Below are 20570 nucleotides of genomic sequence, written 5' to 3'. Positions count from 1 at the left end.
CTTATTGAGCTCCGTAGCGCTCAAGCCAGGCATCCTGCAGCGCGGTCATCCAGCTGGGGTGCGGCTCGGCCAGGGTGTTGTCGAAGGCGTCGGCCGGGGGCAGCGCCGGGTTGTCGTTCTGCGTCTCGAACAGCGCCCGCTGCGCCTCGCTCAGCCGGCTTACGTCCAGCACGGTGCGATCGCCCCAGTAGTCCAGCGACTGCTTTTTCGCCTGGGCCGCCGGCGAGAGTAAAAAGTTGGCCAGCGCCATGGCGCCGGCCTTGTGCGGCGAATTGTAGGGAATCGCCACAAAGTGCACGTTGCCCAGGGTGCCGCCGTCGAGCACGTAGCTGCGCACGCTCGGCGGCAGCTGGTATTCCTTCACCGCCACGGCGGCGTCGGTGGGGTAGAACGAGAACGCCAGGTCCAGCTCGCCGTCGCTCATCAGGGTGCGTAGCCTGGGCCCCGAGGCGGGGAAGCTTTCGCCCTTGCGCCACAGGTGCGGGTGCAGCTTATCCAGATAGTCCCACAGCGGCGCGGTGACGGCGTCAAAGTCGCTTTCGGACACCGGCTGGTAGAGCGCTTCGTCCTGGTCGGTAAGCTCAATCAGCGCCTGCTTCAAAAAGGTGCTGCCGGTGAAGTCGGGGATGCGCGGGTAGGTAAAGCGTCCGGGGGTTTCCCGCGCCCAGTCGAGCAGCTCGTGCATGGTGCCCGGCGGCGTTTGTCTCGTGCCAAACCCGGCGGCCTGGCTGTCGTAATAAAAGGTGATCTGTGCGCGGCCCCAGGGGGATTCATGGCCCTCAACGGGCAGGGTGAAGTCGGTGACCACTTCGGGGTTGTCTGCCGGGTTGGTCAACGCGAAGTGGGGCAGCGACTCGGCAAAGGGGCCAAACAGCAGGTCATGCTCGCGCATGGCGGCGAAGTTTTCGCCGTTGATCCAGATGGCATCGATGCTGCCGTCGGCGTCGTTGCCCGCCTGCTTTTCCGCCAGCACCCGCGAGACGGCGCTGCTGGCGTCTTCCAGCTTGACGTGTTCCACCTCGACGTCGAAACGCTCCTGCATCTGCCCGGCCACCCAGTCGATATAGCGGTTGGTGCGCGAGTCGCCGCCCCAGGCATTCCAGTAGACGGTCTGGCCTTCGGCGCGCTTCAGCACGGCGTCCCAGTCGTCAATCTTGGGCTGCGCGGCGGCGGGTAGCGACAGAGCTAACGTGAGGCCGGCACTCAGCAGTGCGGTCCGGCGGTACGGGCGGGGCATGGCGGTATCCTTGTGTCGGTATGCGGCTAGGCGGTGAGCGCGTCTTCGAGGTAGGCAAACTCGGCTTCCACGTGTTCGATGGCGTCCAACGACAGATAGTGCTCGACGCGCTCGCGCACGTGTTCAATCAGCGCCGGGTCGCTAAGCTCCGCCGACCAGTCTTCGCCGCCATGGTTGGCATCGCTTTCCTGTAGGTACTGGGTACGCCACTTGGCGCACCAGGTCAGCGACCATAGCCACATGGCGCGGCGGCAGGCCAGCAACGTGGCCGCGTCGCCGTCCGTCGTATCGCCCATGGCGCGCTGCCAGTGGCGGTAAAAGTCGGCGACCTGCTGCGGCTCAAGCACCGCGCGGCTATTCACATCCCAGGTGGTCGAGGTGTAGAGACTGGCGTGGGCCAGATCAAAACCGGCCAGGCCGTAGCGGCATTTCTCCAGGTCCACCAATACCGCGCGCCCGCGCTCGTCGATGAGGAAGTTGCCCGGGTGGGCATCAAAGCTGATCAGGCTGGTGACGGAGTCGTCCAGCCTGGCAGGCAAGGTGTCCAACGCGGCGTAAATGCGCCGGCTGACGGCGTCGGGCAGCCGGGCCGTGTCGACAAAGTCGACCTGTTCGGCGATTTCGCGGCGCATGGCGTGCCACGGGTCTTCCGGCGCGAGAAGCGGCTCCCGCTGGCTCACGGGCGGCAGCGCCAGGCGGTGAATAGCGGCCAGCGCCTGGCTGATGTGCGGCAGGTCGTCGGGTAGCTGCGCCGGCCGGCCGCGAATAGCCTCAACCACCAGCCCGCCCCGGGGCAGATCGTTACCGGGTTGCAGTACCGCTTCCAGCTGCGGCGTGTGGCCGCTTGCCGCCGTGCGGCGGTAGCAGGCGGCCTGGTAGGCCAGATTGGTTTCCGGTGCCAGGTTCATCTGGCTTTGCTTGGGCAGTCGGGCTACCCGGTCGCCGTCGTCGCGGTACAGCCAGACGTGGTCGTGGGCCAGCCCGGTATCCGCCATGGGCGCCAGCGAGCGGTAGTCGATGCCGGCGTGGTGCAGGGCGGCCTCAAGCGGGGCGAGGGCGATAGGCATGAGCGCTCCTTGGCTCCGGGGCGGTGGTTTTTACGCTTTCTGGCATCGGGTAAACGTTTGACGAGAGCCGTATGCGGTCGGAAAATTTAGTACAAAAGTTTTACGAAGTATACACGGAAAAGCCTACCGGGTTGAACCGCCGGCTTTCAACGCTCAGCAAAACGCCCGCGCGTGGCGGGCGTGGTGAGGGTCATGAAGTCGGCGTTGGTGCTATAGCGCGGCAATCTTTTGGCGCTGCTCTTCCAGCAGAGCGCGCGCCGACTGCGCTTCGGCAAGCTTGCCGCGTTCCTTGTCGACCACGGCTTTGGGCGCCTTGGCGGTAAAGCTCTCGTTGCCGAGTTTTTTCTCGACGGCGCCGATCTGCTTGTCGTGCTTGTCGATTTCCTTTTGCAGCCGGGCAAGCTCGGCGTCCTTGTCGATCAGCCCGGCCATGGGCACCAGCACTTCCATATCGCCCACCAGTTGGGTGGCCGACAGCGGTGCGTCACCGGGGTTATCCAGCCAGGCCGCGCTTTCCAGCTTGGCCAGCTTCATCAGGAAGGGACGGTTTTGCTCTAGCCGCTCGGCGTCCTCGGCGCTGCCCTTGGTCAGCAGCACGTCGATCTGCTTGCCCGGGGCGATGTTCATCTCGGCGCGGACGTTGCGCACCGCGACGATGACGCCCTTGAGCCATTCGATATTTCGGCTGGCGCTGTCGTCGATCAGGCGCTCGTCGGCCTCGGGCCAGGCTTTGGCCATGATCGAGTCGCTTTCGCCTGCCTGGGTATCCGAAAGCGTGCCGGCAAGCGGCGCCACGCGCTGCCAGATCTCCTCCGAGATGTAGGGCATCATCGGGTGGGCCAGGCGCAGCACGGCTTCGAGCACGCGGACCAGCGTCTGACGGGTGCCGCGCTTGCGTTTTACAAGCTCGGCTGCCGCGACCGACGACATGCCTTCTGCCTCTTCCCACAATACCGGCTTCGATAGCTCCAGGTACCAGTCGCAGTATTCATTCCAGACGAAGTCGTAAAGCGCCTGGGAGGCGTGGTCGAAGCGGTAGTCGTCGATGTAGCGGGTGACGCTGGCCGCAGTTTTTTGCAGCGCCGAGAGAATCCAGCGGTCGGCCAGCGACAGGATGACGTCGCCGCCGCCTTGCTCTGGAGAAACCTGGCCGCAGTCTTCGCCATCGGCATTCATCAGCACGTAGCGCGAGGCGTTCCACAGCTTGTTGCAGAAGTTGCGGTAGCCGTCGAGCCGGCTCATGTCGAACTTGATGTCGCGCCCGGTGGTCGCCTGGGAAAGAAAAGTAAAGCGCAGCGCGTCGGTGCCGTGGGGCTCGATGCCGTCCTTGAACTCGGCGCGGGTCGCCTTGGCGATGGCCTTGGCCTTCTGCGGCTGCATCATGTTGCCGGTGCGCTTTTCCACCAGGTCATCGAGGCTAATGCCGTCGATCAGATCGATGGGGTCAAGCACGTTGCCCTTGGACTTGGACATCTTGTTGCCCTGACCGTCGCGTACCAGCCCGTGGACGTAAACCGTCTTGAACGGCACATCGCCGGTGAACTTGAGCGTCATCATGATCATCCGCGCGACCCAGAAGAAAATGATGTCAAAGCCCGTGACCAGCACGCTGGTGGGGTGGAAGGTGGCAAGCTCTTCGGTCTGCTCGGGCCAGCCAAGCGTGCCAAACGTCCACAGCGCCGAGCTGAACCAGGTATCGAGAACGTCGTCGTCCTGGGTCAGCGCCACGTCGGCGGCGATGTTGTGTTTTTCCCGCGCTTCTTCCTCGGTGCGGGCGACATACACATTGCCGTTCTCGTCGTACCAAGCGGGGATGCGGTGGCCCCACCATAGCTGGCGCGAGATGCACCAGTCCTGGAGGTCGCGCATCCACGAGAAGTACATGTTCTCGTAGTTTTTGGGCACAAACTCGATATCACCGTCTTCCACCGCCTTGATCGCCGGGCGGGCGAGTTCGTCCACGGCGACGAACCACTGGTCGGTGAGCAGCGGCTCGATGATGTCACCCGAGCGGTCGCCAAAGGGCATGGTGTTGTTGACCGTCTCGACTTCCTGCAACAGTCCGGCGGCGTCCATGTCGTCGACGATCAGCTTGCGCGCTTCAAAGCGGTCGAGGCGGGCGTATTTGGCGGGCAGGCTTGCATCTTCGTCGGGCTGAGCCTGGCCCTTGAGGTTGTAGATCTCGGCGTTCTCGAGGACGGTGGCGTCCTGGGAGAAGACGTTGATCAGCAGATGGTTCTGGCGCTTGCCGACTTCGTAGTCGTTGAAGTCGTGGGCCGGGGTGATTTTCACGCAGCCCGAGCCCTTGTCCATGTCGGCGTGCTCGTCGGCGACGATGGGGATGCGCCGGCCTACCAGCGGCAGCTCGATGAACTTGCCGACTAGCGAGGCGTAACGCGGATCTTCCGGGTTAACCGCTACGCCGGTGTCGCCCAGCAGGGTTTCCGGGCGGGTGGTAGCGACCACCAGATGGTCCTGGCCGTCGTCGGTTTTGACGCCGTCGGCCAACGGATAGCGGAAGTGCCAGAAACTGCCCTGCTGGTCGCGGTTTTCCACTTCCAGATCGGAAATCGCGGTGTGCAGCGTCGGGTCCCAGTTGACCAGTCGCTTGCCGCGGTAGATCAGGTTGTCTTCGTGCAGGCGGACAAAGACTTCCTGAACGGCTTTATAGAAGCCGTCGTCCATGGTAAAGCGCTCCCGCGACCAGTCGACGCTGGCGCCCATGCGGCGCAGCTGGCGGGTGATGTGGTCGCCGGACTCTTCCTTCCATTCCCACACCTTGTCCATGAAAGCGTCGCGACCGAGGTCGTGGCGGGTTTTGCCCTCCTCGGCGGCGAGCTTGCGCTCCACCAGCATTTGCGTCGCGATACCCGCGTGGTCGGTGCCGATCTGCCATAGGGTGTTGTTGCCCTGCATGCGCTTGTAGCGAGTCAGGGTGTCCATGATGGTGTCCTGAAACGCATGGCCCATGTGCAGGCTGCCGGTGATATTGGGCGGCGGGATCATCATGGAAAACGGCGCGCCGCTGCCGGAGGGCGCAAAGCGGTTGTCGGCTTCCCAGCGCTGGTACCAGCGGGCTTCGATGCTTTCGGGTTGGTAGGTCTTTTCCATGGAATCACTCACAGCAAGGATGCCGCGCCGAAGCGGGCACCGCATTCATGTCGTTGGGCAGAAAGCGCAAAATGGGGACGAGTATAACCCCTGAGGCGGGCGTGCGTCAGGCCTGGCTGCGTCGGCCGCTGCCGCGCATGGCGACAAGCCCGAAAACCGGGCCGGGCAGCAGCCACCAGAGCACCGCCGGGCCGTGATCGGCCCACTGCGTGGTTACCAGCGCGATAGCGGGAATAGTCAGGGCAAAGCCGATGGCGTTCATGCCGGCGAGGGCGGCCCCGAGACGGTCCGGCGGCGCGCTTTGCGACGCCAGCGCGGAAAACTGCGCCGAGTCGGCGATGACGCTCAGGCCCCAGACGCCGAGTAGCGCCAGCAGCAGCGGCGGCGGGGCGGCGCTGAGCAAGGGGTAGACCAGGCAGAGCGACCCGGAAATGGCCAGCGCCACTCGGGCTACCGCCGCGCTGCCGAAGCGCCGGCTGGCGCGACCGGCGAGAATGCACCCGGGGGTGCCCAGGGCAATCACCCCAAAGCTGAGCCAGGCGACGTCGTCGAGTGAGCCGTTCAGGCGGCCCAGCTCCCGGGTCACCAGCAGCGGCACCAGCGCCCAGAAGCCGTAAAGCTCCCAGGAATGGCCGAAATAGCCCAGCGCCGCGGCGCGAAAATCACGCTGCCGGAAAGCGTTGGCGGCGGCCCAGGGCGGCCCCGAGGGCGGCTTTCGCGGCAGATGTGGCCCCGTTCCCAGGGTGAATATCAGCGCGGCGGCGATAACCGCCAGCAGTGAAGACAGCAGCAGCGGCCACTGCCACGGCAGGTCCAGCGTCAGTCCGCGCAGCAGGTGCGGCGAGGCGGTGCCCAGCGTCAGCATGCCCACCAGCCAGCCCAGCGCGGCGCCCGCCTGGTGGGGCGTCCAGCTGACCACCAGCTTCATGCCCAGCGGATAAATACCCGCCAGGCACAGCCCGGTCAAAAAGCGCAGCGCCGCGCCGAAAGCCAGGTGATGGGCGGTGAGAATAAAGGCGCCGTTGACCAGCGCGCCGGCCAGCGCCGCGGCGGCGAAGAGGCGGCTGGCGCGAATCCGATCGGCCAGCCCGGTGGTGGCGATAACCAGGGTGCCGCTGATAAAACCCGCTTGAACGGCGATGGTCAAAAGCCCCAGATCGCTTTCATTGAGCCCCACGGCCTGCTGCAGCGCCTGACCCACGCCATTGACGCTGAACCACAGCGAGGTGCCGAAGAGCTGGGCAATAACAATGGTAACGAGCGGGAAGCGTGCCAGTTGCAGCATGAAGCGGCCCCGTGGTCGTAGCGTCAGTCGGCGGCCCGGCCGAGCTTGTGGGGAACAACGTCATGCCCCAGTGCCTTGTAGCGCTGCCAGCAGGCGCGTTTGGCCATGAGCACGTCCTGGTGCTGGTTGATGATTTCGGCGACGCGCGCAAAGCGCTCGACGCCGTCGGGGATATCGGGGTGCAGGTTCAACAGCGCCGTTTGACCGCGCAGGGCAGGCAGCGCGCCGCACCCCAGGGTGACCGGCACTTCCGCTGCCATGTCGCTGTCGTCCAGCGCATGGGGGAGATACGCCTCCGGGCGGAAATCCCAGAGCGCCGCATCGGCCTGCTCGGCAAGCGTTCGGTCTTCGCAGTGCAGGTGCAGCCGATAGCCCTTGCGCCAGATGGTATCGGCCAGCTTGCAGGCAAACATCAGGCGCGCTTCCAGGGTGGTGTCCGGCAGAATGTAGAAATCGATGCGCGCCATGAGGGCTCCGTTTTACTGGCCGTGTTGCCGGCGGACGCTTAAACCAGCCGGGTCAGCCAGCCGCGGGTGTCTTCCCGACGGCCGTACTGCAGGTCCAGCAGCCGGGTGCGCAGCTTGGTGGCCACGGCGTTGTCGCCGCCGGCACTCAGACGAATGCGCTCGTCTTCGGTGACCAGCTCGCTGACCGGGGTAATCACCGCCGCCGTACCGCAGGCAAAGACCTCGGTGATGTCCCCGGACTCGGCACCCGCGCGCCATTCGTCCAGGCTGACCGGGCGCTCTTCGGGTGTCAGGCCTTCGTCCTCGGCAAGCGTCAGCACGGAGTTCCGGGTAACGCCGTCGAGAATCGTCTCGGTGAGGCGCGGGGTGACCAGCCGGCCGTCGCTGAACACAAAGAACAGGTTCATGCCGCCCAGCTCTTCGATCCAGTGGTTTTCCGCCGCGTCGAGAAACGCCACCTGGCTGCAGCCCTGCGCCGAGGCTTCCTTCTGCGCCGCCAGCGAGGCGGCGTAGTTGCCCCCGCACTTGGCAAAGCCGGTACCGCCGGGCGCCGCGCGCTTGTAGTGGCTGGACAGCCAGATCGACACCGGCTCCACGCCGCCCTTGAAGTAGGCCGCCGCGGGCGAAGCGATAACGTAGAAGTCGACTTCGTGGGACGGCCGTACGCCCAGAAAGGATTCCGAGGCGATCATGAACGGCCGCAGGTAGAGGCTGCACTCGTCGTTGGCGTCCGCCGGCGTGGGCACCCAGGCGTGATCCTGGGCAAGCAGCGCTTTCAGGGCGCCAATGAAATCCTCGTCGGAAAGCTCCGGCAGCGCCAGACGGCGGGCGCTGCGGCGAAAGCGCTCGGCGTTTTTCTCGGGGCGGAAGGTCCAGACCGAGCCGTCGGCGTGGCGGTAGGCCTTGATGCCCTCGAAAATTTCCTGGGCGTAGTGCAGCACGGCGGCGGCCGGGTCCAGGCTCAGCGGCCCGTAGGGGCGTACGCCGTGGGCGTGCCAGCCGTCGTCGAGCGTCCAGCGGATATGCGCCATGTGGTCGCTGAAATGCTGACCGAAGCCGGGCGCCTGCAAAATAGCGTCGCGGGCGCTGTCGGCCGTGGGCTGGCTGGACGGCTGAAGATGAAAGGCGTCGGCGGAATGCGAGTCCGAAAAGTGGTCATCTGAAGGCACGAGCATGGTCTCCGCTAAAGTCCAGCGCGGACGCTGGTATAAAATGGGATCCTGATGGACCTTTGAAACATGTCTTTGAGATAGGTCCTTGAGACAGGTCTTTGAGACAGATCCTTGAGATAGGTCTTTAAAACAGCGAATGGTAATGGGTCATCCCGGCGAGCCGCCGCGTAAAGCGTTCGGCGTCGAGCCCGCCGGGGAATCCTGACTTTCCATCCTAGCGCTCGTCGGGCGCTGCGTCAGCCTCGTTTTGCCGGTCCAGCAGATACTGGGTCAAAAGCCCCACCGGGCGGCCGGTAGCACCCTTGTTGTCGCCGGAGTGCCAGGCGGTGCCGGCGATATCCAGGTGTGCCCAGGGGTAGGCCTCGGTAAAGCGCGAGAGAAAGCAGCCGGCGGTGATGGTGCCGGCCGGCTTGCCGCCGATGTTGGCCAGGTCGGCGAAGTTGGAATCCAGCTGCTGCTGATATTCGTCCCACAGCGGCAGCTGCCAGGCGCGGTCCTGGGCGGTCTCGCCGGCGTCAAGCATTGCCCTGGCGACGCCGTCGTCGTTGGCCAGCAGCCCGCTGGCATGATGGCCCAGGCCGATGATCGCCGCGCCGGTGAGGGTGGCAATATCCACGACGCTGGCCGGCTCAAACCGCTCGGCGTAGGTCAGGGCGTCGCACAGCGCCAGGCGGCCTTCGGCGTCGGTATTGAGCACTTCGACGGTCAGACCCTTGAGCGTGGTGACGATGTCGCCGGGTTTGGTGGCCGCGCTGCCGGGCATGTTTTCCGCCGCGGCGACGATGAAGACCAGGTTCATTTCGGGGCGCAGGCCCAGGATCGCTTTGGCCGTACCGAATACGCTGGCTGCACCGCCCATGTCGAACTTCATTTCGTCCATGCCGGCGCCGGGCTTGAGCGATATACCGCCGGAGTCAAAGGTGATGCCCTTGCCCACGAGGACGTGGGGCGCCTCATCCGGGTTGTCGGCGCCGCGGTAGTGCATCACGATCAGCCGAGTGGGCTCGACGCTGCCGCGCCCTACCGAGAGCAGGGAGCCGGCGCCCAGCGTTGTCAGGGCGTCTTCGTCGAGGATCTCGGCGGTCAGCATGCCGCCGGATTCGTCGGCCAGCGCCTCGGCCTCGGCAGCCAGATAGCGCGGCGTGCAGACGTTGCCGGGCAGGTTGGCCAGCGTGCGGGTGTAGTTGATGCCTTCGCCCAGGGCCAGGCCTTCGCGTGCGCCGGCGTCGACACGGCGGGCGTCGTCATTGTCGGCCGCGGTCAACGTGAGCTTCTGGAGCCTGGGTGCGGGAGCGGGGGAGGACATGAAGCGCTCAAACCGGTAGCCGGCGCGGGTAATGGCCTCGAGCACCTTGCGCGCTTTCCAGTCGCTGCCTCGGCCCGGCAGCGGAACGTCGGCAAAGGTGATAACGGCGTCATCGGCGGGCAGCTTCATCAGTGCTTCGCTGGCGGCGTCCAGTGCCTTGAGGAAGCCGGCTTCGCGGCACTCTGCGCGTTCGCCCAGACCCACCAGCATCAGCCGGGCGGCGCAGAGGCCGGGAGCGAAGGGCACCATCAGTACGTTGGCCAGGTGGGCGTCAAAGTCGCCGCGCTCGATAAGCTGGCCAATCAGCCGTTCGCTGGCGTCATCCAGCTTGCCTGCCGCGGGCAGCAGGTCGCCATCCCGGAACACGGGGACAACAACGCAGTCGGTTTCGGCTTTGGCGGGGTTGGCAGTCTGAACGGCAAATTGCATGGCGTCTCCAAACAAGACAAGCATTGGGTGAATCAGGATAATAGCGTTTTCAGTGTACCGTTTTTCAAAGCACTTATTTTAGCAGTACTTGTTTTCAGAGCACTTGCTTACAGAGTACCTGTTTCAAAAGTACCTGTTTTGAGTGTACTCAAGCAGAAGGCGCATTGCATGGCAACACGCAGGACTGGCCGGAGACCGCATTGATTTTATTTCGCTATCTGACTCGCGAGGTGCTGCTCACCATGTCGGCGGTGGCCGGCATTTTGCTGCTGGTGATCATGGGCGGGCGTTTTATCCGTTACTTTGCCGACGTCGCGGAAGGCGAGTTTCCCCTCACCGTGCTGGGCAGCCTGATGCTGTTCCACATGCCGGGATTCATGGAGCTGGTGCTGCCGCTGGCGTTTTTTCTCGGCATCCTGCTCGCCTACGGCCAGCTCTACATGAACAGCGAAATCACCGTGATGGTGGCCTGCGGCATGAGCCCCGTGCGGCTGTTACAGATAACTCTGCTGCCTTCTCTTGTGGTAGCGGTGCTGGTGGGCATCTGCAGTATCTGGCTGACGCCCTGGGGCAGCATGGAAACCGAGGATATCATCCAGGAGCAGCAAAGCCGGCTGGATACGTCGGTATTGGCGCCGGGGCGCTTTCAGGACTTTGGCCAGGGGCGCACGGCCTACATCAGCGGCTACTCGGACGATGGCACGCAAATGCAGAACGTCTTTGTCCATGAGTTGGGCAACCGCAGTGACGATATCCCCAACTATGTGACCCGGGCCAAACAGGGGCATCAGGAAATTCGTGACAAGACCGCGAGTCGCTTTCTGGTGCTGGAAGACGGCGACCGCTTTGGTGTGACGCCGGGCGAGCACAAGGCCGAGCATCTGGGGTTCGATCGTTACACTATCCGGCTGGGAAGGAGCCGGGTTCAGAACGCGCCGGACGACGCGGAATATCAGACCACGGCAGCGCTGTGGCAAAGCGCTGATCCCGAAGCCCGCGCCCAGTGGCAGTGGCGCATGGGCCTGCCGCTGATGGTGTTTGTGCTGGGGCTCATGGCGCAGCCGCTATCCCGGGTCAATCCGCGTCAGGGGCGCTTTGCCAAACTGCTGCCGGCGATATTTCTGTATGTGACCTACCTGAGCCTGCTACTGGCCGGGGTGGATGCCGTGGGCAGCGGTTCTCTGCCGCTGGTGGGCGTCTGGCCGGTTCACGCGGCGTTCATTGCGCTGGGGCTGGGGCTTTTGTGGCACTCGCAACGCAAGGGGATGCGCTGATGCTGATGGATCGACTCGACCGCTATATCGCGCGCAACGTGCTGGCCTCCATTGTGGTGGTGCAGGTGGTGTTGCTGGGCCTTGATCTGATCATTGGCTATATCGACGACCTGGACGACGTCGAGGGCGCCTACAGCAGTCTGGACGTGCTGCTGTATCTGGGCATGCGGCTACCCTGGCGGTTTTATCAATACGCCCCAGTGGCGGTGCTGATCGGCGCGCTGGTCGGGCTGGGCAGCATGGCCTCGAGCAACGAGTTGACGGTGATGCGCGCATCCGGCCGCTCGCTGGCGCGGATTATCTGGGGCGTGATGAAGCCCGTGCTGTTGGTAGTGGCCGTCGTGCTGGTGGTGGCCGAGTTTGTCAGCCCACGTACCGAGCAGTTTGCCGAGGCCTGGCAGCTGGAGCAGCGCATGGGAGAGGGCGCCCTGCTGACCAGCTATAGCGCCTGGCAGCGTGAAGGCGACCGGGTGTATCGCTTCGGAGCCATTCGCGCCGACGATGTGGTGCTCAACCTGCTGCGCTATCGTTTTGACGGCCGCCAGCTGGTTGAGGCGTCGTTTGCCCGCCGGGCGCGCTGGCAGGACGGTGACTGGCAGCTGGAGGATGTCTCCACGACGCGCTTTTACCCGGACCATACCCAAACCTCGCATCAGGCGACCGAGCCCTGGCAGACTGCCATGACGCCGTCACAGCTGGAACGGCTGCTGCGGGATATCGACAGTCAGTCCCCCAGCGAGCTGTATGCCTACGCGAAGTTTTTGCACTCTCGAGGGCAGAACGCTGAGCAGCCGCTGCTGTATTTCTGGCAAAAGATGCTGCTGCCGCTGACCATGGGCTCGCTGGTGCTGATTGCCGCCTCCTTTGTGTTTGGCCCGATGCGCACCGTTGCCGCGGGAACGCGGATTTTCTACGGCGTGGTGACCGGGCTGCTGTTCAAGTACACCCAGGATCTGCTGGCGCCGGCCTCGACCATTTTCGGTTTTTCCCCCGTCTGGGCGGTGCTGGTGCCCATTATGGCCTGTGCCGCGGTGGGGCTGTTGTTGCTGCGGCGTAATGGCTGACCCGCGCCGGCCCTGACGCTCGAATTCGGTGCCCCCCGCTCCCTTAATCCTTTTTCAATCGAGACCACGATGCAACGACACTTTACCCAGCTGGATAGCGTTACCCCCGCCACCCTTCCACGGCGTCTGGCGGCCATGCTGTACGACGGCTTTCTGGTGCTGGCGATCTGGCTACTGATTGCCGTGGCGCATTTGCTGTTCATGCGCTTTGTGCTGGGCCACGACGCAGAAAGCATTGGCACCGGCAGGTTGGCGGTGGCCTCGCTGCGGCTGCTGCTGGTGTGTTCGGCGGCGGCGTTTTTTGCCTACTGCTGGCGCCGGGCGGGCATGACGCTGGGCATGCAGGTGTGGCGGCTGCGGGTGCAAACGCCGCAGGGCACGTCCATCAGCCTGACGCAAAGCCTGATTCGCTGTATGGCGGCGTGGGTGTCGCTGGCTGCCTTCGGGCTGGGCTACTGGTGGGTGATATTCGACCCGGAAAAGCGCAGCTGGCCGGACATGGCATCCGGCACGCGGACGGTTGTGCTGCCCAAAAAGACAAAGTCTACCGAAGGCGGCGAGGGTGGCGAGGGTGGCGAGGGTAAAGAGGATAAAGGGAACAAAAAGGATAAACAGGGACGACAAGCGGCTGGACGAAAATAAAGGCCGTTACCACTTGCAATTATTTATGGGAATCATTTACATTAACCTCGTGTATCAAGCGAGGTGTTGCCATGTACGTCTGTATGTGCAAAGGAATAACCGACCACCGGATTCGCCGTGAAGTGGCAGACGGCGCCCGCAGCTTTCATGAGGTCCGCGAGGCAACGGGTTGCTCTACCCAGTGCGGCAAGTGCGCCTGCACGGCCAAGGCGGTAACCCGCGACGCGGTGAGCGAGGCGCGCGCTGAAGTTGCCGCCGGGCTGGCCTACGCTGTGTGACGCGAATCTCTCTTGTTTTTGTTGCCTTTAGCAACTTTATGATTTAGTTGAGTTTTCGTGCTTATCCCCTATACTTTCGGGTAACCGCAGCGGGCGAGCGTGCCCGTGCCCCATTTGCGTGATTTACGTCGGGGCACGGTTTTCATGTAGCCTGCCGCAAGACGCCATTACCGGCACAGCGTAGCGTGGACACATGGCCGTTGCCGGTGGTGCTGTTGGCGAGAATAGCCGGCGGCGCTATATCCTGAAACGCTGACCGGTAAAATAAAGTGCTATCCCGGCATTGCTGCGGGCAATGTCCATCATGAGAGCAGGAGATACCGTCATGAAAGGCGATCCGAAAGTTATTGAACACCTCAATATCGCGCTGGGTAACGAGCTGGTGGCCATCAACCAGTACTTCCTGCACGCCAAGATGTACCAGGACTGGGGCCTCAAGGCGCTGGGCAAGTGGGAATATGACGAATCCATCGAGGAAATGCAGCACGCCGACAAGCTGATCGAGCGCATCCTGTTTCTCGAAGGTATTCCCAACCTGCAGGATCTGGGTAAGCTGCATATCGGCGAGAACGTCAAGGAAATGCTCGAATGCGACCTGAAAATCGAGCATGACGGCCGCAAGGACTATATTACCGCCATTACCTATGCGGAAAGCGTCAAGGATTACGTCACCCGCGACATGCTCCGCGATCTGCTGGCTGATGAAGAAGGCCACATCGATCACATTGAAACCGAGCTGGGGCTCATCGAGCAGGTTGGCCTGCAGAACTACATGCAGCGCCAGATGCAAATGGCCGGCGACGAAGCGTAAACACGCCCGGTTACCCCATACAAAACGGGCAGGCCGCCAGGCCTGCCCGTTTTGCTGTAGGCGATTGGTATGCCGTTTTATTCAACAACGCCGCAGGCAACGCGGGTTCCGCCGCCGCCCAGGTGCGGTTCGTCGGAATAGTTGTCGCCGCCGGCGTGAATCATCAGGCTGCGCCCGTCCATGTCGTCAAGGCTTAGGCGCGGTGCCAGCGTCGGCAGGTTGGCCTGGCCTTCCTGATTGACAGCCAGCGCAGGCAGGTCGCCCAGGTGGCCTTCGGCATAGGGGCCCTGGTGCGTCTCGGCAGATTCGGGGTCGTAGTGGCCGCCGGCAGCAAGCCCCGGCGTCATGTCACCGTCGTCGTTTTCCCGGGCGTCGCAGCTGGCATTCTGGTGAACGTGGAAACCGTGGATGCCGGCTTCGAGACCCTCGAGAGACGGCGTCAGCAGCAGGCCGTTATCGGTCTGCTCCAGAGTCACGGTGCCCAGCGAGTCGCCGACGCCGTCGGCACTGACGCTGTGGACATCAACCTCAAGCGTATCGGCGGCATGGGCCGATGTGGCCAGCAGCAGCGATGCGGCAACGCCGGTAAAAGTCGCGAGGGGACCAGTAGGAGCCGTAAGGGATAGAGTGTGACGCATGATGATACCTCCTTGCGAGAGAGGAGCTGACCCGGAAAGCGGGTCGCTCCGGCGGAAACGCCGATTAACAGGCTAGCAAAACTGCAACGGCAAACCCAATGCCGCGAAGGAGTGTGGCGGTGTTGATAATGCCCCAGGGCTGCGTGGCTGTTGCGCGTTGTTGAATTGTGTACTGTCCGAAACAGGAAACAGGAGATGCCCTGTGTGGTGGCTCGCCATTATGGCCGTTTTGTTCGTTGTGCTGGCAGGAATCGGGGTGGTTCTGCCGCTATGGCGCCTGTCGCGCCTGGAAGACCTGTCGGGCCTGGATTCGCCGACCCCACTGGTACACCACCGGGCACCCAGCGAGGAGAACAGCAGGGTATTGGCGCTGATTGATCAGGTATCCGAGGTTACCGATGGGCACCATGGCAAGGCGCGGCTCAGGGCCTTGCGCCGGTATATGGATAGCCTCAGCGACGGCCTGGAGTTGGCTTCGGCATGTCGCATCGTTCAGGAGCCTCAAGGGGAGTGGGTGATCGCCCCGGGAGCGGATACGCGTCGGCGTGTGCTGTATATTCACGGCGGTGGCTGGACCGCCGGCAGCCCCCGCAGCCACCGCGCTATCACTGATCGCCTGTCTCATCTGGCCCGCGCCGCGGTCTTTGCCGTGGATTACCGACTGATGCCCGAGCACCGCTTTATGGACGGCGTCGACGACTGCCGAGAGGCGTACCGCTGGTTGTTGGCTCATGGCCCTGACGAGGCCGCGCCGGCGGCATTCATGCTGGTGGCGGGGGACTCCGCCGGCGGCGGCCATACGCTGGCGCTGCTGGCCTGGCTGCGCGACAGCGGGCTGCGCCAGGCGGACGGCGCCGTGGCGTTTGCGCCTTCCACTGACCTGACCCTGACAGCCCCCAGCAACCGGGCCAACATTGCCACGGATGCCATGCTGGGCCCCATGTTCGGCCGGCTGGCGCGGCTGCCACGGCCGCTGGTCTGGTGGATGGTGCTGCTGGTTTTCCGGGTTTCTCCGGCCAATCCGACCCTGTCGCCGCTGCGCGGTAATCTTGCCGGTTTGCCGCCCGTGCTGATTCAGGCCAGCAGTACCGAGATGCTCCGCGATAACGCCTGCCGTTATGCGGCCAAAACCCGCGCCGCCGGGTCACCGGTGACGCTACAGCTATGGCCGGGTATGGTACACGTCTGGCAAATGTTCACCCCGTTGCTGCCGGAAGCCGAAGAAGCGTTTACCGAAGTGGCTGCCTTCATCAACGCGCTTGACGAAGACGAGGGCGAGGGTAACGCCGAGCCGCGTTAACCTCGCCCGGGGTGACTCGAGAGAAGCCCAGCCGCCGAGCCGCCGCCGGGAAAAGTCTGAAACGACGCTCCACCCACGATCCATCATTCACGATCCACCACCCACCACAGTGCCTGCGTGCCCCGGTATGATGCCTTCCGGACCGCAGCGCCACGATAGCCACCGGGATGCCTGATGACCGACCCTGATACCGCTCCATCCGTTGCCGATCACAATCCGCAGCTCGATAACGACCGCCTGCGTTTTGACGGCATTCGTCGGCTGTACGGCGGCCGGGCGGCGGAGGCCTTTCGCCAGGCCCATGTGGTGGTGGTCGGCGTCGGCGGTGTCGGTAGCTGGGCGGTGGAAGCGCTGGCCCGCTCGGGAATTGGCAGGCTGACGCTGATTGATCTGGACGATGTCTGTCTTTCCAACGTCAATCGCCAGCTCCACGCTCTGGACGGGACTGTGGGCCGCCCCAAGGTGGAGGTGCTGGCCGAGCGCTGCCGGCTGATTGCGCCCGATATTGATGTGGTAGCCGATGTGGCCTTTGCCACGCCAACCAACCTGGCCGAGCGTATACCGGCGGACGCCGACCACGTGGTCGACGCCATCGATAGCGTGGTGGCCAAGGCGGCGCTGATTGCCTACTGCAAGCGACGCAAGCTACCCATCACCGTCACCGGCGCGGCGGGCGGGCAGACCGACCCCACGCGCATCCAGGTAGCCGACCTCACGCGCACGCATCAGGACCCGCTGCTGGCCAGCGTTCGTGCGCGGCTGCGCCGGGATTTCGGCTTTTCGCGCAATCCCAAACGGCGCTTCTCGGTGCCCTGCGTGTATTCCGACGAGCAGATGGTGTATCCGGGTGCTGATGGTGAAGTCTGTCGGCAAAAGCCCGATGACGGCGAATCTACTCGGCTGGACTGCGAAAGCGGCTTTGGTGCGGCGACGTTTCTAACCGGCACCTTTGGGTTTGTCGCTGCGTCGCAAGCGCTGGCCAAATTGGCTAAATCGACCCGCAACCGGGATGAGAAACCGGCTATGAGTGCCGCCTTTAAAGCGACTTCGGAGAATTCAACATGACGCCTGTTCCCGGTATTTACCGCCACTATAAAGGCCCGCTGTACGAAGTGATGGGCAGCGCCCAGCATAGCGAAACCGAAGAAAGGCTGGTCGTCTACCGCGCTCTGTACGGCGAGTACGGCCTCTGGGTGCGACCACTGGCCATGTTCAACGAAACGGTGGAAAAGGACGGCGAGAGACAGCCACGTTTTGCTCTGGAAAAGGCTTTTTGAGGCGGGCAGAGTGCGGCTATCGTCTTTCAACCTTCTTTCAATTCCCTCAGACAGGAACAGGTCTATGCACATCAGCTTCAGGAAGCGACTGACCTTCTATATCGTGCTGTCGCTGATCATCATGGTATTTCTGCGCTTTTTTGCCGGCGAAAGCCATGCCGATGAAAACACAAGCGCCAATGCTGGGGCGGTACAGGAAGCGGCCCACATCGAGGTGCATGCGCGGGAAGAGCGCGTATGGCGAGATGCGTATGGGAACAAGGTGTTAATTGGAGGGTGTTGATGGAATGGGGCTGATTGAAGGGCAAGGGGGCAGGGCAGTCGCCCGCTTGTCAGCCAACGGCTGAATATCGGGGAATAATAGAACGTCGAGTACAAAAAAATGCCCCGCACAGGGCGAGGCATTCGAGCGTTCTGCAAGACAGACTATCGTTTTATCGGAAGCCGGTCTATTAGAAGCTGTAGCGAGTAGCGAAGATCAGACGATTGGCATCGGTAGAGTCGCCACCCTTGGTTTCCTGCTTGAAGTAGCCGTACTCAACGCCAACCATGACGTTGTCAACCGGCGTCATCTGGTAGTTGAGCATGACGTTCTGGTTCTTTTCGGCTGCAGCGTTGGTCATGGCGCCGTCGTCAACCGCATCGTCCAGGTCCAGCTTGGTGATGCCGTAACCGAGGTTGATGCTGTTGCCGTTGCCCAGATCCAGGCTGGTACCCAGCGAACCGCCGTAACCTTGGATGGTTTCAATGTCACCGCCATCTACATAGGCACTGGTGCCATAGAAGTTGTTGCCGGAGCGATAAAGGTAACTGTTGGCACCGTCGGTGTAGTTCACCACGCCGTGAACGGCGAGCATGTCGGTCAGGTCGATCGTCATGGCGCCGAAAACACCGTAGCCCATGGCGTTGTCATCAACATCGCTACCCGGGGTTGTGCTGGTAGTGCCGTCGGGATTGAGGCTTGCGCTTTGGGCTCTACCGTCGGCACTAATACGTTTAACGAGACCCGCTGCGGAGTAGGAGATCGAGCCGGCAGAGTCTTCAATGCGTGCGGTGAGTACCGGCGCCGACTTGCGTGTGTCGAGATCAGGACCTGATCCATCGGCAATGTTGGGACCACGAACGGAGTCCTCAACCGAGAATGACACCGGGCCGGTTGTATAGCGCAGCTGCTCGGTACGGTCCTGCAGACCCGGTGTGCCCGCTAGGGTGTCAAAGTCCAGCGTCGGGGTAGCGCCGACGAAGCTGTTGTAGTTGGACCAGGTACGGCCGGCGAGGAAGCCCTTGTATTCACCGAAGGCGTGGCGCATGCGGAAATCCCCACCTTCACCACCACGGAAATCGCCTTCCACGGTAACGGATACGCCGGAAGCGTGGTCGACCTTGACGCCCAGGCGGCTCTGGTAAACGTCGGCGCCGAAGTGACCGTCATCATCATCTTCGTCAAGCGTGCTGAAAGAGCCGGCGCGAGTTGTAGCAGCGTTGTCACCGTCGAAGTCGTAGCTCATGTTCATTTGCGCGTAGCCGTAAAGGCTGGCGTCAACATCTTCGCTGATGTTCAGGTCGACGGCGCTTGCCTGAGTGGCGACGCCCAGTGCAGTCGTAGCGGCGGCTGCCTGAATGGCCAGCCTGAGAGTGTTTTTTGCTTGCATTTTTGCTGTTCCCTTTCGGTGTTTATGATTTTTTTATTATATTTTTATGGGTTGCGACGTGCACAATCTAACCCAAAAGCGTATGGGTTTCAAAGAGCGGCATGATTGCTACGTTCGTCTCGTTTTTATGAATCTGGCTTTATAAACAGCTTTGGGGCATCGCAAATTCCGCTGCCTTCTGGAGTGGCCAGGTGGCTGCGTATCGTTTGAGTGCAACGGGTTTGAGGAACGCTGATAAGAGGAACATTCGGTCATCAATCGGCCATAAAAAAGCCCCGCCTGAAGCGGGGCATGCGAGCTTGCGAGAAGAGAGACAGACTGGTTGGCAGGCTAGAAGTTGTACTGCGTGGCGAACATCACGCGGTTGGCGTCGTCGGATTCGCCGCCTTGGTGTTCCTGCTTGAAGTAGGCATACTCGATACCCACCATGATGTTATCTATTGGCGTCATCTTGTAGTTCAGCATCACGTTCTGGTTTTTCTCGGCTGCCGCGCCGGTAACAGCGCCATCATCATAGGCGTCGTTCAGGTCCAACTTGGTCATGCCGTAGCCCAAATTAATGCTGTTGTCGTTGCCGAGTTTGAGACTGGCGCCGAGTGAGCCGCCGTAACCCTTGATGGTTTCAATATCATTGCCGTCCACGTAGGCGCTGGGGGCGTAGTAGTTCTCACCCGAGTGCCACAGATAGCCGTTGGCGCCGTCGGTAAAGTTGAGAGCGCCCTGAATGGAAAACATATCGCTGATATCAATTGACATGGCGCCAAAAACGCCATAGCCCATGGCGCTATCGTCATTTGAGGAGCCTTCTGCGGTCAGGCGATTGACCACGCCGGCAGCTGAATAGGCAACATTACCGCCTGAGTCCTGAATACGCGCCGTCAACGCCGGTGCTGATTTGCGTGTTGTGATGGTGGTATATGTGCCTGGTTTACAAGTATTGTTCGATTTACCACAAATACCATTGGTCACGTCACCGGAACCCGGATTTTCAATGGAAAATGATACCGGACCAGTGGTGTAACGCAGCTGCTCGATACGATCCTGCAGAACTGCGGTGCCGGCCAGGCTGTCAAAGTCGAGTGTGGGTGTGCTGCCAACGAAGCTGTTGTAGTTGGACCAGGTACGGCCGGCCAGAAAGCCCTTGTACTCACCGTAGGCGTGGCGCATGCGCAGATCGCCACCGCCGTTACCGCGGAAGTCACCTTCCACGGTAACGGATACCCCGGATGCGTGGTTAACCTTGACGCCCAAACGACTTTGGTAAACGTCGGCACCGAAATGACCCTTGTCATCGTCGTCGAGTGTACTAAAGAACCAGCACGGGTTGAAACAGCATTTTTGCCGTCGAGGTCATAACTCATGTTCATGCGAGCGAAGCCGTAAATGCTGGCATCAACGTCGTCGGTAACGTTCAGGTCGACGGCGCTCGCCTGGCCGGCAACACCCAGTGCTGCCGTGGCAGCGGCGGCCTGAATCACAAATTTCAGATTGTTGGTCGTTGGCATGATAATGATTCCCTTGTGTTCACTTTTTGTTTAACCCGGAAATAAAAGGAGCCAC

The 20570-nt window shown here is 62.4% G+C and carries 19 protein-coding genes; 9 read left to right on the top strand and 10 right to left on the bottom strand.

Going from position 1 to position 20570, the window contains the following annotated elements; genetic code table 11:
• Window position 1: 1 nt before the first annotated feature.
• The 7 genes from C793_RS0111455 to C793_RS0111425 form a co-directional block, all read right to left on the bottom strand.
• The gene (locus C793_RS0111455) at window positions 2-1237 is read right to left on the bottom strand and encodes an ABC transporter substrate-binding protein (RefSeq protein ID WP_017431086.1); all 1236 of its coding nucleotides are present in this window, start codon (window positions 1235-1237) and stop codon (window positions 2-4) included.
• Between the two features lie 26 nt (window positions 1238-1263).
• A complete protein-coding gene (locus C793_RS0111450; protein WP_017431085.1) occupies window positions 1264-2304 on the bottom strand; it encodes an aminoglycoside phosphotransferase family protein in 1041 nt (346 codons plus the stop codon).
• Window positions 2305-2514: 210 nt separating this feature from the next.
• Complete coding sequence (locus C793_RS0111445) at window positions 2515-5415, bottom strand: valine--tRNA ligase (RefSeq protein ID WP_017431084.1); 2901 nt, start codon at window positions 5413-5415, stop codon at window positions 2515-2517.
• A gap of 106 nt (window positions 5416-5521) precedes the next feature.
• Window positions 5522-6700, bottom strand: a complete 1179-nt coding sequence (locus C793_RS0111440) for an MFS transporter (RefSeq protein ID WP_017431083.1) — start codon at window positions 6698-6700, stop codon at window positions 5522-5524.
• Between the two features lie 23 nt (window positions 6701-6723).
• Complete coding sequence (locus tag C793_RS0111435; RefSeq protein ID WP_017431082.1) at window positions 6724-7167, bottom strand: DNA polymerase III subunit chi; 444 nt, start codon at window positions 7165-7167, stop codon at window positions 6724-6726.
• A gap of 38 nt (window positions 7168-7205) precedes the next feature.
• Window positions 7206-8342 (bottom strand): branched-chain amino acid aminotransferase, encoded by a 1137-nt coding sequence (locus tag C793_RS0111430; RefSeq protein WP_017431081.1) that lies wholly within the window; start codon window positions 8340-8342, stop codon window positions 7206-7208.
• Window positions 8343-8553: 211 nt separating this feature from the next.
• Window positions 8554-10074 carry a leucyl aminopeptidase gene (locus tag C793_RS0111425; protein WP_026106259.1) on the bottom strand — a complete coding sequence of 507 codons (1521 nt, stop codon included), beginning with the start codon at window positions 10072-10074 and terminating at the stop codon, window positions 8554-8556.
• 200 nt (window positions 10075-10274) lie between these two features.
• Between C793_RS0111425 and lptF the strand changes: the two genes are divergently transcribed.
• The 5 genes from lptF to bfr all read left to right on the top strand — a co-directional run bounded on the left by lptF (window position 10275) and on the right by bfr (window position 14143).
• A complete protein-coding gene (gene lptF / locus C793_RS0111420) occupies window positions 10275-11348 on the top strand; it encodes an LPS export ABC transporter permease LptF (protein ID WP_017431079.1) in 1074 nt (357 codons plus the stop codon).
• Window positions 11348-12412 (top strand): LPS export ABC transporter permease LptG, encoded by a 1065-nt coding sequence (gene lptG, locus C793_RS0111415; protein ID WP_017431078.1) that lies wholly within the window; start codon window positions 11348-11350, stop codon window positions 12410-12412. Before lptF ends, lptG begins: the two co-directional genes overlap by 1 nt.
• 69 nt (window positions 12413-12481) lie before the next feature.
• Window positions 12482-13054, top strand: a complete 573-nt coding sequence (locus C793_RS0111410; protein ID WP_017431077.1) for an RDD family protein — start codon at window positions 12482-12484, stop codon at window positions 13052-13054.
• A gap of 71 nt (window positions 13055-13125) precedes the next feature.
• The gene (locus C793_RS0111405; protein ID WP_017431076.1) at window positions 13126-13332 is read left to right on the top strand and encodes a (2Fe-2S)-binding protein; all 207 of its coding nucleotides are present in this window, start codon (window positions 13126-13128) and stop codon (window positions 13330-13332) included.
• Between the two features lie 325 nt (window positions 13333-13657).
• Window positions 13658-14143, top strand: coding sequence for a bacterioferritin (bfr, locus tag C793_RS0111400; RefSeq protein WP_017431075.1), 486 nt, complete (start codon window positions 13658-13660; stop codon window positions 14141-14143).
• 77 nt (window positions 14144-14220) lie between these two features.
• Here the strand turns inward: bfr and sodC are convergent, their stop codons facing one another.
• Window positions 14221-14781 carry a superoxide dismutase family protein gene (sodC, locus tag C793_RS0111395; RefSeq protein ID WP_017431074.1) on the bottom strand — a complete coding sequence of 187 codons (561 nt, stop codon included), beginning with the start codon at window positions 14779-14781 and terminating at the stop codon, window positions 14221-14223.
• 220 nt (window positions 14782-15001) lie between these two features.
• On the opposite strand from sodC, the gene C793_RS0111390 reads away from it, so the two are divergent.
• The 4 genes from C793_RS0111390 (at window position 15002) to C793_RS0111375 (ending at window position 17641) form a co-directional block, all read left to right on the top strand.
• A complete protein-coding gene (locus C793_RS0111390) occupies window positions 15002-16081 on the top strand; it encodes an alpha/beta hydrolase (protein WP_156805049.1) in 1080 nt (359 codons plus the stop codon).
• 174 nt (window positions 16082-16255) lie between these two features.
• Complete coding sequence (tcdA, locus tag C793_RS0111385; RefSeq protein ID WP_017431072.1) at window positions 16256-17146, top strand: tRNA cyclic N6-threonylcarbamoyladenosine(37) synthase TcdA; 891 nt, start codon at window positions 16256-16258, stop codon at window positions 17144-17146.
• On the top strand, window positions 17143-17358 hold the full coding sequence (locus C793_RS0111380) for a DUF1653 domain-containing protein (protein WP_017431071.1): 216 nt from the start codon (window positions 17143-17145) through the stop codon (window positions 17356-17358). Before tcdA ends, C793_RS0111380 begins: the two co-directional genes overlap by 4 nt.
• Window positions 17359-17422: 64 nt before the next feature.
• Window positions 17423-17641, top strand: a complete 219-nt coding sequence (locus C793_RS0111375; RefSeq protein WP_017431070.1) for a hypothetical protein — start codon at window positions 17423-17425, stop codon at window positions 17639-17641.
• A gap of 169 nt (window positions 17642-17810) precedes the next feature.
• On the opposite strand, the gene C793_RS0111370 is transcribed toward C793_RS0111375, so the two are convergent.
• Together C793_RS0111370 and C793_RS13910 are read right to left on the bottom strand one after the other, a co-directional pair.
• Window positions 17811-19010 (bottom strand): DcaP family trimeric outer membrane transporter, encoded by a 1200-nt coding sequence (locus C793_RS0111370; protein WP_017431069.1) that lies wholly within the window; start codon window positions 19008-19010, stop codon window positions 17811-17813.
• A gap of 330 nt (window positions 19011-19340) precedes the next feature.
• Window positions 19341-20219, bottom strand: coding sequence for a DcaP family trimeric outer membrane transporter (locus C793_RS13910; RefSeq protein ID WP_017431068.1), 879 nt, complete (start codon window positions 20217-20219; stop codon window positions 19341-19343).
• Window positions 20220-20570 lie beyond the last annotated feature (351 nt).

The organism is Vreelandella jeotgali Hwa, from assembly GCF_000334215.1.
GTDB lineage: Bacteria > Pseudomonadota > Gammaproteobacteria > Pseudomonadales > Halomonadaceae > Vreelandella > Vreelandella jeotgali.
This window is presented reverse-complemented; position numbering and strand designations above follow the sequence as displayed.